Here is a 15,580-nt window from a genome sequence, read left to right as displayed (position 1 = left end):
AAATTAATAACGATAGGACCATACTATGAAAACTAAATTTAAAATGCTTTCAGCTTGTGTATTAACAGCATTAGCTGGGGGAGCTCAAGCAGATGCAATCATTGGCCCAGATCTTGAAGAGATGTTGCCAAACTTGCTTGAAAATAAAAAAGTGATTATCACCACTCATGACAGAAGCGACTTAGATTCTGTGATGCTACAGGTCAACGCGCCGTACCTAAGTATGCAGGCGCTACCAATGGCTGGAGCATCGCTAAACAAGTTACAAATCATGAACCTTGCCAACGATGACCGTGTAAAGAGTATTTATTACGATAAGCCTCTAAAATATTACAACTATACTTCTGGAGAAATTACTGGCGGTCATTATGTCCATGACGTTGAAGGCGTTACGGGCCAAGGCGTTACAGTAGCGGTTCTAGATTCTGGTGTTGATGCAACTCACCAAGACTTGCCAATGGGCTCTAAAGTGATTGAGAACGTTAAAATCCTTGGCGACTTGGATCTTGCAGGTGGCAGCAACTATTTCTTAGAAGGTGTTCCAAACACTGATACCAGCTCTGGTCACGGTACGCACGTAGCGGGCACAGTAGCAGGTACAGGCGCAGCTTCTGCGATGGATGCTCGTCGCGCTAATTATCATGATGGTATCGCGCCAAACGCAAACCTTGTAGGGCTAGGGGCTGGTGAAGCGATTTCAATCTTGTTCTCAATCGGTGGCTTTGATTATGCGATTGCTAATCGTGAGCGCTTAGGGATTGATATTATTACTAACAGTTGGGGCGCTAGCGGTGGCCCAGCTTTCGATCCAAACAATCCAATTAACCAAGCATCGTATGAAGCGTACAAAAAAGGTTTAGTGGTTGCTTTTGCGGCGGGTAACGATGGCCCAGGCGACGATACGATTAACCCTTACGCAATTGCGCCTTGGGTTATCAATGTAGGTGCTGGTGATCCAGATAAAGAATTAACCGGTTTCTCAAGCCGTGGTGTTGAAGGTAGTACGTTCAAGCACATTGACGTTGTTGCGCCAGGTGATGGTGTGATTTCTGTGCGCGCAATCAACACGCCACTACCGTTAACAGGTCCAGTCATCGAGCCTGATTACCCTGATTACCATCTTTACTATGCATCGCTGAGCGGTACGTCAATGGCAACGCCATTCATCGCTGGTGTGGCTGCATTGTTGTTGGAAGTGAACCCAGATCTTTCTCCAGACCAAATCGAAGATATCATTCGTGATTCTGCAGATGATATGCCTGGTTACCAGTTCCACCAAGTTGGTGATGGTTACGTTAATGTTAGAGCAGCAGTTGAGTTAGCGCGCAATACAGAAGGGGTTCGCTCAAACTTCATGAACGGTTCAACTGAGTGGTCAAGCCAAGGTTTCTGGAATGACGTCGATCAGTCTGATGCCAATATTGATTACACTTCTCGTTGGAAACCTGTGAACTCTGCTGAGAGTTTTGGTGGTACCTACCTTGAAACGAAGAAACGCGGCTCTAAAGCCATGTTCGACTTTATCGGTGAGAGCCTGCAAATCGTCTATCAGGCGAGCGAGCAGGGTGGTCGTGGTGAGTTAGTGATCGACGGCAACAGCTATGGCATCGTTGACTTCTACAGTCAGTCTCCTGAGACTCGTAGTTTTGCGGTTAGAGATTTAGCATCTCGCGATGTTCACTCTGTTGAGCTACGCCATGTAGAAGGAAAAATCAACCTGGATGCGTTAAAGGTTGATGGTCAGTTGGTTGATAATGGCACGACAGTGGTGACTGAAGAGTTCTTCATTGAAGGAACTATTGGTCCTTCAGCTGAAAATATCCAGTTCCAAGATCATCCTTTTGAAGTTGACGGTACCGTAGCATTCATTGAGTCGACGTTAAGCTGGGAAGGCGTAGCCGACTTAGATTACGAGCTAATCGACCCTAATGGTGACTCTGTAGCGTCAAGCGCGTCATTGGCGAACCCAGAAGTATTAGGTTTCGCACCAACCATGGAAGGTACTTATAACCTTCGAGTTAATGGTTATGCTAGCGTGCTGACTAACTATACGATTAACACAACACTATCTAAATTGATCCAAGACTAAGCGCGGATCATTGCTGTAGTCATCGGGGCCTTCGGGCCCCTTTTTTTGTGAAGGACGTCACATAGCAGCTGGTTTTGGGGATCATGACCGAGTCGAAGTAGGGGGAAACCCCCATTCCAAAGGTATCTATTTTAAGGTCAAATAAGTCTGATTAATTTGAACGATAGCTATTAGTAATCTGAACATTGCTGTTATCGCTTGCTATCAGATGGTTCTAGGCTTGGCACAACCCAAAATGGTTTGCCAAAGCTAGTCCTAAATGACGTGCAGCTCTAACCTCTGAGCAGACAATTTTTGGAGAGTTCCTGATAAAAAGTTTATTAAAAAAAGAACTTTAAGGTTCAGCTTTAACTCTTTGAAAATTAAAGTTAATGTCTGCTTTGTTTATTAGTTGTATAGCTGTCGTCAACTGTAATAATGTGTTGCATTGAGAGTTAATTAAAAGTATTTTGAACGCTATTCATATATTACTAATAGTAATTTTGAAGGCGTTACAAAGGTTGTTTAGCTCACTGGAGGTATAGAATGTCGAATTTCCTTAGCCGCTTAGCGGTTACTATTGTTGCGATTGGTTGTTTTGCCACAGCGCAAAGCTCACCGGTTGAATTAACAGTCAATGGAGGGAATAAAGTCACCGCTGATATAGAGTTAGCAGGAGGCATAGAGGCAGACTTCACCATTACCTTTGAAGATGTTATTGGTTTAGATGATAACAGTATTGGCTTAACCGCTGAGGTGATTGATATAACCGATACCAGCATCCTAAATCGTTTACCTTCAAGCCTAAATACGAATTTACTGTCAGCATTTCCGATGCTGATCACCGTTGAGCCTCCTTCAACAGAAGGCCTTTCATTCTCAGGTCTCGTGACGGTTGATATCCATACTCATAATTTAGAGTATACTGTTGGAACGCCTTTACGCTTATTTAAAGCACCTCTTGGCGGTCAGTTTAAAGACATCACTATGACCATGGGTTCCGGCAGTTACCGCGCTAGAGGGACAACGGGCAAGTTTTCTCAGTTCTTAATTTTAGCGGACTTGAGATTAGCGACTACGGTAGTGACCGCAAAAATGAATAATCTAAGCACCACTTTAAGCAACTTCTCTTCTCAGATGTCTTCAGCAACCTACACGTCACTAAACGCTAAGTTAAATGAAGTGCAGCAGCTGATTACTCAGCAAAGTTACGTGCAAGCGAGTAATAAGGTTAATGAGTTTAACCAATTAGTTGAAGCAGCTAGTGGTACAGATATTCCTAATGTATGGCGCTCTAGTCGTGACATTGATAACGTGGCTGGTGAGCTTATAGCTTTAGCCAATACGCTTCGTTTTAGTTTACGACTAATTAACTGAGGTTATTAAATTATGCCAGCCAGAATAACGGCCTGTTATCCTGATAAGCCGGCTAAGGAAAGCGTTTTATTTGAGGACTCTCACTATCAAGTCGGTAGAGACCATGACTGTGAAGTCAGGCTTAATCATCCCAGCGTCTCACGCAAGCATGCGTTTGTGGAGTCTAGTGGCGAACACTGGTTTTTAAAAGATGGCCTAAGCTCGAATGGCGTCAAAGTTAATGGTGAGTCGGTTGTCGATCGCGAGCTAAGTACTAACGACCTGATTTCATTAGGCGATATCAATTGTCTATTTGAGCTTCAATCTCAGCAACAACTTGATGCTACTAATGCTCATAACGCTTGGCGCATTCAACAATCTAGAAAGTCCTACAACGAACTCGCTCATCAATCGTTACTGGATGCTTTGGATGAGCAGTTATTTTCTTTGCTTAACTTAACAGGCACCCAACGCGGCCTTGTAATGTTAGGAAACTCCCCAGAAACCTTAACGGTTTGCGCAGCTAAGGGAATGTCGCGACAAGAGTTTCACCATCAATCTTTTGAGGGAAGCGTCGGCGCAATGCAATTAGCATTGCAGCGTAAAAGCCCGATCCTCGCAATGGATGTTAGGCTTGAGCATCAGCTAGCCTCCAGAGAGAGTATTCAACGCAAGCAAATAGCCGCTTTGGCTTGTATTCCGCTATTATCGGATAACAACTTGGTAGGTGTGGTTTATACTGACAGTAAAGAGGCTAATAAAGTCTTAACCGAGTTAGATCTAGAAATCCTAAATCTGGTTTCTGAGCAAATCAAAATAAATTCAGAAGCTATTGTTTTACAAAACGAAATATCTGCTATATTAAGTCATATTCCAGAGCATATATTTGCACAAAAACAACCCATAAAAGAGCAAATATTCGCTGCTGTGCATTAAAAAGCACGGGGAACTTCTGAATACATTGATTATTTGGCTTGTTAGCCACAGGAGCGCAGATTAATGGGGAATGATGACTTAGACAAAGAAACTAAGTCCGATTCGTTAAGTGAAACGCAAGTTTTATCGAAACCAGCGACTCTAAAAGCTGATGCTCTGCTCGCCGGGCGTTTCAAAGTTTTATCCCTTCAAGGTTGCGGCAAGTTTGGCTGTGTCTACAAAGCGAAAGACCTACAGCTCGACTCCCTTGTTGCCGTTAAAGTATTACATTCGCATCTTGTTAGTGCAGCATCCCTCCAGCACTTTAAAAATGAAATCTTAACCCTCAGGCAACTATCCCATCCGAATATTGTGCGTGTGCACGAATATTATGAGGATGCTGACCATCATTTTATCACCATGGATTGGATTGACGGGGAACATTTAGGCCAGTGGCTAGACTCAAATCGTAGCAGTTCAAAAGAGCTTCTCAATAGTTTTATAGAGCAAATATTGGGAGCTCTTCAAGCGACTGAGGCGAAAGGAATTAAGCACAAAGACCTTAAGCCTGAGAACATACTCATCGATGATAATCACCAACTGTATATCGCAGACTTTGGTATCGCGAGTGCCGTTGGTGACGCTAACAGTGGAGTGATAGCGGGGTCGCCTTTGTATTCGCCACCTGAATATTTGCAGGCGGGAAAAGTTACGTTGTCGATTGATATTTATGCTTTTGGCTTAATCTTACATGAGATTATTGTTGGACGGTCCCCTTATCAGTCAAGGACCCAAAGCGAACTCATCAAGGAAAAGCTTTCAACAAGTAAGCTTAAACTACCAAAGCAATATTCAGGTTATCAGGAAACCATTCAGCGCTGTATTGCGCCCATTGCTGAATCCAGACCAAAAAGCGTCGCCGATGTAAAAAAATTACTGAGTTCTAGTACTGCTAGCGCGTCCCATTCGCCGCTTAAAAGAAGCGGACTTTTTTTGATGCTGATTACCACAGTTGTAATCTTAGGTGTCGGCACTTTATTTTGGTGGAGTGGTTCAGGCGGGAAGGGAGTCGCCGAGGTTGCAGCTGCTAGTACTGTTGAAAATAATCAATCTTTAGTGGTGCTGCCTTTCGAAACCAAACCTCAAAAAGGAGATGAGTGGTTAACAGAAGGGTTACCATTACTCCTCTCTGATGAGCTATCACAAATTTCGAATCTGCGTGTTGTAAGCTTCGACCGCTCGAGAAGAACATTGGATTTACTGGGTTATCAACAACCGTTGGATGACGCTAAACTTAAGGTGGTTAGTGATTTAACACAAAGCCCCTATTTATTGACCACCAAGCTTATACCTACAGGCCCTACACAGTTTCAAGTTAGCGCCCGTTTGGTTCATGTTTCTGGTCATAGCCTTACAGTAATACCTCTTGCGCAGTTCAGCTCCAATAAAAATGAGCTGTCCAAAGACTTTAATCAGCTGATACAAGCTATTCAGGAACACTTCGATCTTGAAACGATCGACTCAACTGAGTCTGGCTTCAGTCAAGTTAACTTGCAAGCGATTGCTGAGATTGGGATCTTACTGCAGCAAGGAGAAGAGATTCGCGCTAAAGAACGCCTGAACAGTTTATTGGTAACCCTTCCTGACTATGCCAAAGGTTGGTTTCAATTGGGACGACTGGAAGCTCAAGCTGGTGGGGTATTAGAGGCGGAACAAGCTTTCGCTGAAGCGCTTAAGCACTCTGCGGAGAATTCGTTAACCCACAAAAGAACAACGGCTGAGCTTCAGTTGTTAGCCGAGGATTATGAACAAGCCATTCAAACCTACCTGAGTATCTTAAAGCAATTACCAAACCATCATGATATCCGTTTTGAGTTAGCGCAACTATACACAGAGCAGCAATCATTCGAGCTGGCTCAAAACCAACTCGAGCGAATTGTCACCCAAGACGAAAACCATCCTTCTGCTTGGTATGAACTGGCAAAAGTATCCATATGGCAAGGAAACACACAGGAGGCCGTGGACAACTACTTGGTTAAAGCTTTGGTAACGGCAAAGAAGTTAAAGAATACTCAGTTAGAAGGTGATGTTCTTAATGCCTTTGGTGTTGCTTATCATCGGCTAGGCAAGCTCGATATGGCCTTGGACTATTATCAACAAGGACTATCTTCTCGCGAAGCGTCTGATGATACGAGAGGTGTTGTAACCAGCTTATCCAACCTGGCCTCTGTCTTCGCAATAAAAGGTGAGTACGAACAGGCCGAGCACAGCTTGGTAAGAGCTTTAAAAGTTAACCAATCACGCAATGATTCGGTAAAACAAGCTGATCTCTTTAATGAGTTAGGGGTTATCGCCGAGGAGCAGGGGATGTACCACAAGGCACTGGAGCAATTCCGTGCATCACTCAGTATTAGAATGAAGCTGGATGATGATTGGTTAAAAGCCGAGAGCCTTAACAACGTTGCTTACATTTTCTTTTTATTATCGGATGTAGAGCAGGCAACAATCTACTGGGAACAAGCAAAGGCTTACTACGAAAAAGTTGAAGATCCTGTAGGTGTGTTACGTGTTAATGAAAATATGGCTCAGCTTGAGTTACAAAAAGGGCAGTGGCAGTCAGCTTATCAAATGTATCAGTCCGCGTTAGATAAAGCTCAAGAGCTTAACCTTTATGAGGAAAGCATCGTGGCCAAAGCTTACTTGGCTAAAATTGCATTCTTACAAGGTAACTTCATACAACCAACAGAGCAGCTTTTTGACATTAAGAGTGAGCTGAAGGATAGACAGGATATCCGTGGCCAAGTAGAGTTTGGGTTATGGCTCATTGAGTGGTTTACCGCTTATGGTGACTACCAGCAGGCAGAGTCGTTACTCGTAGATATCTTGCCATTGCTCGAGGAAGAAAATAACCGTTCGCAGCAGCTTATTTATGATGCTTTTTCGGCACGACTTGAACGTTACCAGGGTAGAGCGGTGGTACAGACTGAACCTGCATCGCTCACTCAAGTGACGGCTAAAGCTGCCCTTGAAACCTTAATATATCAGCTTGAAGCAAAGCTTATTTCTGACCAGGTGGATACTGATGTAGAAAGTATTCAAAAAAGTTTTGGCCAATATGACTTAGACTTACACAAGTATTACCAGCTGAGAAAGCTTATTTTGATGGGGTTTATTAGTGCCCAGAAGGGGGATGTCGATGCTCTCAAAGTCAGCTTAGATAAGTTGATGCTATTAAAGCGTGGTGTGGGTACCTATTGGCGACATTATCAAATTGATAGGTTGCAAGCGATTTACTATCAGTTGCAAAATCAACCGACAAAATCTAAAGAGTATGCTCAAAGTGCCCACGCAAGTTTTACCGAATTACTACAACAATTATCAGAGCAACAAAGACAAAACCTTATTTCACTTCAAGGACGTTACTACCGGAACGATGATTTTATGGAGCTAGTCAATGACAAAGAGTGATGAGATCAGTAAAGCCCTTGATGCACTGAGTTTAAAACAGAATAAAATTGCCGAAAATTTAGCCAGCGGCAACACACAGATGCGCAGTCTAGCGAAACGCGTTTGGCGTGTGCAAGAGGATGAGCGTAAACATATCGCTCGTGAACTTCATGATGGCGTAGGTCAGCTGTTAACGGCTTTAATTAATCAACTGGAGTTGACGGCTAAAGATCCCGTTTCCGATGAGATACAGCAATCACTAAAAGACAGTCTTGAGTTAGCGAGACAGGCTTTAAGCGATACACGAAAAATATCAAGACTCATGCGCCCTAGAATTCTTGATGATTTGGGGCTTGAGCCAGCCTTAAAGTGGTTAACCCGAGTGATGCGTGAAGAAGAAAAAGCGGATATCTCGCTTGAAACACAGCTCGATCATGAGCTGGATGAAGAAACGCAGACACTGGTTTTTCGAGTGGTTCAGGAGTCAGTGACCAATGCGATTAAACATGCTGAGGCTGAACAAATTATTGTTCAGGTCGTATCCCAGCCGAGTTTGTTAATGGTTAAGATTAAAGACGATGGTATTGGCATGAATACTGATGAAGCGCTCGGCCCTGATGGATTTGGTTTGGCTGCGATGCAAGACAGAGTTTCAGCTTTTGGCGGCCAGTTGATGATTAACTCGGCTCCCAATCAAGGTGCTGAAATTAAAATGTTATTGATGGGGAGCCATTAATCATGATTCGAGTTTTATTAGCTGATGACCATACGATTTTAAGACAGGGACTTGTTAGCATCTTAGCCAAAGATGATGAGTGCATGGTCGTCGGTGAGGCCTCCAATGGCGTAGAAGCAGTGGAGAAAGCCTTTGAGCTTGAGCCACAGATTGCTGTTGTGGATATTAGCATGCCTGAATTGAATGGTATGGAAGTGGTGAAAAGGATTCATCAAAAGCTACCCGACTGTCGAATTCTGGTATTGACCATGCACGAAGAAGAAGAATATGTGATTCATATGGTTCGGGCGGGCGCATCAGGGTATTTATTAAAAGATAGCGCCAGCGAAGAACTTATTCAGGCAGTCAAAACTCTAGCCTCTGGGAAAAGTTATTTCAGCCAATACGCGGCGCAGGTTTTGGCGAATCAATATACCCAACCCGAGAAGTGGAGTGACCCCTATAAAAATCTAACCAAACGTGAGCGTGAAGTGTTTCACTTGGTGGTCGATGGGAAAACCACGAAGGAGATTGCGCGAGCACTGGATATTAGCGTTAAAACTGCGGAAAACCATCGTGGTAAAGTTCTTGATAAGCTCGATGCGGCTAATTCGGCAGAGCTGGTAAAGTACGCCGCGCAACACAAGCTCTTGATTTAAACCAGTACGTGCTGAACAGAGTGCGTGCTGAACGGTTTTAATAGCGAGCTTGCTACTTTATACACCACACCATAACTAGGTAAAAGCAGGCATAATTCTAGGGGGTTTCCCCGATATTCAACCTCCCTTATTTCATGGCATCCTCATTTTGTAATGACTAAATGGGTGAAAAAACATGAAAAAAACATCAATATTTAAATCAAAACCGTTACAAGCGGCCATGCTTGCAGCAGGGCTTGGAGTAACATCGTTAGGCTTGTCAGCAAAATCTTTAGGTCCTCAATTGAGTGAGATGCTACCTACAGCATCAGAAGCTGAAGTGTTTGAGGTTATTGTCACGTTTGAAGGTGATGGTCCAGCGACACCACTTCAGTTAAATGCTTTAGAGCAGCTTGGAGTGACTACTGGTATTAGCTTACAGAATGTACCGATTATTGGTTTGTTAGCTACCAAGTCGCAAATCGAAGCTATTTATGAGCGTGATGATGTACGCTCCGTTTGGCACAATTCAGAGCTTTCTTATGAAAACCAAGGTGCTACTGAAATAACAGGCGTTGATCGTTTGCGTGCAGACAGCAGTCTTCGTAGCCAAGGCTTACCATTTTCGGGACGTGGTATTGGTGTTGTGGTCAATGACTCTGGTGTTGACGGCACTCATCCAGATTTGAAATACCCAAACCATGTTGTACAAAACGTATTGGCTCAAACGAACCTTCGTTCTTTCAGTGACGTTGCACCAATTACTTATCAAGAAGATGTTGCTAACACGGATATCGGTGGCGGTCACGGTACGCACGTAGCGGGAACTGTCGGCGGTAACGGCAGCATGTCTAATGGTGAGCAAGAAGGCGTTGCTCCGGGTGCAAAAATTATTGGTTATGGTTCGGGCGCAGGGCTTTTCATCCTCGATACGCTAGGTGGATTTGACTACGCCTTAAGCCATAAATTCGAGTATAACATTCGTGTTATTTCAAATTCATTCGGCAGTACTGGTGATGTAGGTTCTGACTTTAACCCTGATCACCCAACCAACGTTATTACCAAAAAGTTAAGCGATAATGGCGTTATTGTGGTGTTCTCAGCAGGTAACTCTGGCAACGGTGAAGGCACTATTACCGGTAACTTTAAAAAAGCACCATGGGTTGTGACTGTGGCTGCGGGTGATAAAAACGGTAACTTAGCTGACTTTAGTTCTCGTGGTGTGAAAGGCAAGGGTGGCACCGTTGAGATTGATGGTGAGACTTTTGAGTGGGTCGATCGCCCAACTATCACTGCGCCGGGTGTTGATATTGCTTCAGCTCGTGCGTCATTAGGTAGTACTTCTTGGCTGAGCATTGATGGTGATGTTGAAGCATTACCAGCGTCACAAGTTCCTTACTATACGCATTCAAGCGGCACTTCAATGTCTGCGCCTCATATTTCAGGCATCGTGGCATTAATGTTAGAAGCCAATCCGTCTATGGACTGGCGTGACGTTAAGCGTATCTTGCAAGAAACTGCTACGAATATGCCAGGACTTGAGCCGTGGGAAGCTGGCGCTGGTTACGTGAATGCCTATGCGGCTGTTAAAGCGGTGTTAAGCGAAAGCCAAGACTTCGGGCAGACGACAAAAATTGAACGTGATTTTAATGCACGCTCTTTAACATCGCTAGCAGGAGAGTTTCCGCTAAGTGTTCCATTTTCGCCAGTAGGTGAAAATGCGGGTGAGACTTTCAATGTTGAAAGCGATATTTCTTTGGTGATGGCGAGTGCTCGTGTTTCCGATAACACCGTGGGTCTATCGTTATTTAGCCCATCAGGTAAGCGATATGGTTCTAGCATTGCGCTACCAGTATTGGGTGAGAACATTGCGGTTGTGGCTCCAGGTGAAGCAGGTACTTGGACTATTAAAGCTAATGGTATTGGCGGCATTTCTGGCATGGACGTTGACCCAGTTGATGCGACAAACGGTTATGCAGCGCCTGACACTATTGAAACAAACATTAAAATGATTCGCACTGATGGTTTTGTTGGCTTAGATGATGTGGTTGGCCACCCTGCTCAAAGCTTCATTGAGCATGCGGTCAGTGAGCAATTAGTGGACAGCACCTCAAGAGGCTTTAAACCTGACAATTTAATCACGCGTGCACAGATGGCTGATTACTTAACGCTTGGCGCGGGTATTCGTCAGTCGAACAACGCCGCAGATAAAGTTTTCACCGACGTTAAAACTGAACAAGCAGCGAGTGTAAATGCCGTGACTCAAACCGGTAGTGCACTAAAAGACAGAGCGCAGGTTCAGTCTCCAGTGATGGCCGCCAGTGGTTCAAGCTTTGACCCTAAAGGAAAAGTCAGCAAGCTTGATGCGGCATACTCACTGATGCAGTCGCTCAGTTTAGAAGGCGTCAATTCAAGCTATGACGGTCAAAATTTAACGGCTGCTTATCGTGATCAGCGCGTAGTGATTGCCGATCAAGACATGGTGCCAGAAGGTTTGAAGCATTATGTACAGCATGCAATCGATCGAGGTGTCTTAGGCGTGAGTTTTAGCATTGAGCAAGGACCGTTCGATCTAGAACCGACTATCATTGCCCATTTCAATCCTCAAGAATTGATGACACGCGCTGAATTTGCTGTAGCGATGAGTCGTTATTACTTGTCGATGAATTAAGATCTCCAGTGGGAGGCTTTTATCCAAGGACGGACTTTTTATTCCTTACAAGCCAGCTTTCGAGCTGGCTTTTGTCTGAATATAAGCAGTTAAAAGACACTCTCATCAGACCAGTAGTTATGGACTGGTTAAATTTGTTAAGATTGCGTATATTCCATTCAACATTTATTAGAACCAAAACGAATATGTCTAAAGCCTTATTAGAACATTGGGATGACATCCTGCTCCTAGACGACCAGCTGACTGAAGAAGAAAGGCTGATCCGTGATACTGCTCGCGACTATTGCCAAAACAAGTTGATGCCTCGTGTCCTTGAAGCTAATCGCCACGAGCACTTCCATCGTGAAATCATGAACGAGTTGGGTGAGCTTGGCTTGTTAGGTTCTACGATTGATGGCTATGGCTGTGCTGGCGCATCTTACGTTGCTTACGGTCTTGTCGCGCGTGAAGTAGAGCGCGTTGACTCAGGTTACCGTTCGGCTTTATCAGTACAATCAAGCTTAGTGATGCACCCAATCAATGAGTATGGCACTGAAGCACAAAAAGAAAAATATCTACCCAAGCTCGCTACAGGCGAGTGGGTCGGTTGTTTTGGTTTGACTGAGCCTGATTCCGGTTCAGATCCTGCAAGCATGAAAACCCGCGCCAAGAAAGTAGAAGGTGGTTATTCAGTGAGCGGCACAAAAATGTGGATCACCAACTCGCCGATTGCAGACGTTTTTGTGGTTTGGGGTAAAGATGATGAAGGCGATATCCGTGGTTTTGTCCTCGAAAAGGGCATGGAAGGTTTGTCGGCTCCAAAAATTGATGGCAAATTCTCGCTACGCGCTTCAACCACAGGCGAAATCGTGATGGATGGAGTTTTTGTCCCTGAAGAAAACATGTTCCCTGAGGTTAGAGGTTTACGAGGGCCGTTCGGCTGCTTGAACCGTGCTCGATACGGTATTGCTTGGGGTGCTATGGGCGCTGCTGAGTTCTGCTGGCATGCTGCGCGTCAATACGGTTTGGATCGTAAGCAGTTCAACAAGCCATTAGCATCGACCCAGTTATTCCAAAAGAAACTGGCAGACATGCAAACCGAGATCACCATTGCATTACAAGCGGCTCTCCGTGTAGGGCGCTTGATGGATGAGAAACGTTTTGCACCAGAAATGATTTCGCTGGTTAAGCGTAATTCCTGCGGTAAAGCTCTAGATATCGCTCGTATGGCTCGTGATATGCACGGCGGTAACGGTATTTGTGATGAGTTCCATGTTATTCGTCACGCCATGAATTTAGAGGCAGTCAACACCTATGAAGGGACCCATGACATCCATGCGTTAATTCTTGGTCGTTCACAGACCGGTATTCAGGCTTTTATGTAAACTGTCAAAGTGCTTGAATTTCATACAAAAAAGAGTCCTTGTGGCTCTTTTTTTGTACAAGAAAGGCTGGAATCACACTTTTTAACACTCTAAGGCTTGTATTTTACGTAAATTTACGCAACCTTAGGAAGGTAAGAAAGTCTATTAAGAAAGACGGTGGCAAACACAAAGGTTAATGAATGATAGATAAAAAATGGTTACTAGCCGTATTCACGTTAAGCATTTCATTTGCATCAGTAGCAGATACTGGCGCAGATAAGGCATCAAACCAATCTGAGACACAGCTTCAAGAGGAAGAATATTCTTTCCCAGCTCCAGCCAGTATGGGGATGGAGCCGGAAACGAAGTTCCGCGAGACAGGACGCTTGGTGGCATTTTTATTAATGCAAAGCCACTATTCACACCCCAAATTTGATGATGAATTATCAAAAGAAACCTTTAAGCAGCTTATAAAGACTTTTGATCCAAATCGTAGTTATTTTTATCAGAGCGATATTGAACAGTTATCAGTTTATGAAGATAAGTTCGATGATGCGCTTAGAACCGGCAAGCTTGAGATGGCTTACTCATTCTTTGAAATATTTGAAGAGCGTTTCCGTGAGCGATACAAATACGCTCTGGAGTTGTTAGAAAAGCCGATTACATTCGATGAAGATGAAACTTTTGCCTATGACCGTACAGAAGCAGATTGGGCGAAAAGTGAAGAAGAGTTGAATGGCATTTGGCGTAAGCGTGTCAAAAATGATGCCTTGAATCTAAAGCTTGCCGAACAAACGGATGAAGAAATTAAAGACAAGTTAAAAAGCCGTTATCGTTCTGCGATCCGCCGGTTATCTCAATCCAACAGCGAAGATGTCTTTGGTTATTTCATGAATGCGGTCAGCTCGGCAATTGATCCGCATACTACCTATTACACGCCGCGCCGATTTGAGAACTTTGCCATTAACATGAGCTTAAAGTTACAAGGCATTGGCGCTGTACTGACACAAGAAGATCAGTTTACCAAAATTGTCTCAGTCGTGAATAAAGGTCCTGCGCAAAAATCCGGCCAAATCCACAAGAATGACAAGATCATTGGCGTCGCTCAAGGTGATAAAGGTGATATGGTCGATGTGATTGGTTGGAGAAATGATGATGTTGTCGACTTGATTCGAGGCGAAGCGGGTACCATAGTACGGTTACAAATTATCCCTTTCACCGAAGCGGGTGATGGTATGCCGAAAGTGGTCAGAATCGTTCGCGAAGAGATTAAGCTTGAAGACCAAGCTGCGAAATCGGACACCATTGAAGTAGAGCAGAACGGTGAAAAATTTAATTTAGGAGTTATCGAGTTACCGTCGTTTTACTCTGAAGCTGCGGCTCGTGATGGTGAAGAAGGGAACAATATAACCAGCACTACCGAAGATGTGGCGCGCTTAATTACTGAGTTAAAGAAAAAAGACTCGATTGACGGTTTGATTATCGACCTTCGTAACAATGGCGGTGGTTCACTCAGCGAAGTTGTTGACTTGGTTGGCCTCTTTATTGATAAAGGCCCCGTGGTTCAAGGGCAAAGCAGTGGTGGTCAATTGCGAGTGCTCGAAGATGATGATGGCGTGTCGCTGTACAATGGGCCTTTAGCGGTAATGGTTAATGGTTCTAGCGCTTCAGCCTCTGAAATCTTTGCCGGTGCCATTCAGGATTATGGGCGTGGCCTCATCATTGGTGAAAATACTTTTGGTAAAGGGACGGTGCAAAGCGTTGCGGATTTAAATCGCTACTTACGCAACCCTGAGCTTAACGTTGGTGCATTAAAGCTTACTGTCGAAAAGTACTACCGTGTGACAGGCGCGAGTACTCAAAATAAAGGTGTGCAGCCTGATATCAAGTTCCCGACCATCTTTGATCCTGAAAAATATGGTGAAAGTGCCTACGACAATGCTTTGACGTGGGATACGATAAAAACAGCAGAGTTTCAACCTGCTGGAACGCTAGATCAGTTTATGCCGTACCTACAGTTTCGTCATGAGAAGCGCAAAGAAAGCAATGAAGAATTCTCTTTCTTTGTTGATGATATTGAGCGTGCCAAAGTTGAGCGTGACAACAAGTTAGTGTCATTGAACTATGAGACTCGACTTGCGAAACAGCAAAAAAATGATGAGTTACGTCTTAAGCGTGAGAATATCAAGCGTAAACTGCAAGGCTTAGAGCCTTTGGCAGAGCTGGAAAAAGAAGCAGAATCAGAAGCTGAGACAGCTGAAGATGAAAACAAAGAAGATGAGCCTGATGTGTTATTGAAAGAAGCTGCAAACATTCTCGCTGACTTGATTACCATTAAGTCAAAGCCTGAGTTAATCGCAGCTTTTGAGAAGAGTAACACTGATATCTAAACTTTGTTTGAATGTAGGATTAATAAAAGCCTTAACT

The 15,580-nt window shown here is 44.1% G+C and carries 9 protein-coding genes; all 9 read left to right on the top strand.

Annotated features, from left to right (window positions below; genetic code table 11):
• The first annotated feature begins 25 nt into the window (after window positions 1-25).
• The 9 genes from ABD943_RS00785 to ABD943_RS00745 all read left to right on the top strand — a co-directional run bounded on the left by ABD943_RS00785 (window position 26) and on the right by ABD943_RS00745 (window position 15,543).
• Entirely contained in the window at window positions 26-2,089 is a 2,064-nt protein-coding gene (locus ABD943_RS00785) for a S8 family serine peptidase (RefSeq protein ID WP_345291296.1), read from the top strand.
• A 525-nt stretch (window positions 2,090-2,614) separates the two neighbouring features.
• Window positions 2,615-3,445, top strand: a complete 831-nt coding sequence (locus ABD943_RS00780) for a DUF6689 family protein (protein ID WP_345291295.1) — start codon at window positions 2,615-2,617, stop codon at window positions 3,443-3,445.
• 12 nt (window positions 3,446-3,457) lie between these two features.
• The gene (locus ABD943_RS00775; RefSeq protein ID WP_345291294.1) at window positions 3,458-4,360 is read left to right on the top strand and encodes an FHA domain-containing protein; all 903 of its coding nucleotides are present in this window, start codon (window positions 3,458-3,460) and stop codon (window positions 4,358-4,360) included.
• A 63-nt stretch (window positions 4,361-4,423) separates the two neighbouring features.
• On the top strand, window positions 4,424-7,807 hold the full coding sequence (locus ABD943_RS00770) for a protein kinase domain-containing protein (RefSeq protein ID WP_345291293.1): 3,384 nt from the start codon (window positions 4,424-4,426) through the stop codon (window positions 7,805-7,807).
• Window positions 7,794-8,522 (top strand): sensor histidine kinase, encoded by a 729-nt coding sequence (locus tag ABD943_RS00765; RefSeq protein ID WP_345291292.1) that lies wholly within the window; start codon window positions 7,794-7,796, stop codon window positions 8,520-8,522. Before ABD943_RS00770 ends, ABD943_RS00765 begins: the two co-directional genes overlap by 14 nt.
• A 2-nt stretch (window positions 8,523-8,524) precedes the next feature.
• Window positions 8,525-9,160, top strand: a complete 636-nt coding sequence (locus tag ABD943_RS00760) for a response regulator transcription factor (RefSeq protein WP_345291291.1) — start codon at window positions 8,525-8,527, stop codon at window positions 9,158-9,160.
• A 175-nt stretch (window positions 9,161-9,335) separates the two neighbouring features.
• A complete protein-coding gene (locus ABD943_RS00755) occupies window positions 9,336-11,810 on the top strand; it encodes a S8 family serine peptidase (RefSeq protein WP_345291290.1) in 2,475 nt (824 codons plus the stop codon).
• Window positions 11,811-11,995: 185 nt separating this feature from the next.
• Window positions 11,996-13,174 carry an acyl-CoA dehydrogenase gene (locus tag ABD943_RS00750; RefSeq protein WP_345291289.1) on the top strand — a complete coding sequence of 393 codons (1,179 nt, stop codon included), beginning with the start codon at window positions 11,996-11,998 and terminating at the stop codon, window positions 13,172-13,174.
• Between the two features lie 179 nt (window positions 13,175-13,353).
• Window positions 13,354-15,543: a carboxy terminal-processing peptidase gene (locus tag ABD943_RS00745; protein WP_345291288.1), complete on the top strand. Its 2,190-nt coding sequence runs from the start codon at window positions 13,354-13,356 to the stop codon at window positions 15,541-15,543.
• Window positions 15,544-15,580: the final 37 nt, after the last annotated feature.

The organism is Kangiella marina (assembly GCF_039541235.1).
Lineage (GTDB): Bacteria > Pseudomonadota > Gammaproteobacteria > Enterobacterales > Kangiellaceae > Kangiella > Kangiella marina.
The sequence above is the reverse complement of the archived record's forward strand: the minus strand, read 5'-3'. Positions and strand labels throughout refer to the sequence as shown.

What these genes read in the sequence shown, in the direction of transcription:
- ABD943_RS00785 (WP_345291296.1), top strand. Translation starts at nt 26, where the DNA reads ATGAAAACTAAATTTAAAATGCTTTCAGCTTGTGTATTAACAGCATTA.
- ABD943_RS00780 (WP_345291295.1), top strand. Translation starts at nt 2,615, where the DNA reads ATGTCGAATTTCCTTAGCCGCTTAGCGGTTACTATTGTTGCGATTGGT.
- ABD943_RS00775 (WP_345291294.1), top strand. Translation starts at nt 3,458, where the DNA reads ATGCCAGCCAGAATAACGGCCTGTTATCCTGATAAGCCGGCTAAGGAA.
- ABD943_RS00770 (WP_345291293.1), top strand. Translation starts at nt 4,424, where the DNA reads ATGGGGAATGATGACTTAGACAAAGAAACTAAGTCCGATTCGTTAAGT.
- ABD943_RS00765 (WP_345291292.1), top strand. Translation starts at nt 7,794, where the DNA reads ATGACAAAGAGTGATGAGATCAGTAAAGCCCTTGATGCACTGAGTTTA.
- ABD943_RS00760 (WP_345291291.1), top strand. Translation starts at nt 8,525, where the DNA reads ATGATTCGAGTTTTATTAGCTGATGACCATACGATTTTAAGACAGGGA.
- ABD943_RS00755 (WP_345291290.1), top strand. Translation starts at nt 9,336, where the DNA reads ATGAAAAAAACATCAATATTTAAATCAAAACCGTTACAAGCGGCCATG.
- ABD943_RS00750 (WP_345291289.1), top strand. Translation starts at nt 11,996, where the DNA reads ATGTCTAAAGCCTTATTAGAACATTGGGATGACATCCTGCTCCTAGAC.
- ABD943_RS00745 (WP_345291288.1), top strand. Translation starts at nt 13,354, where the DNA reads ATGATAGATAAAAAATGGTTACTAGCCGTATTCACGTTAAGCATTTCA.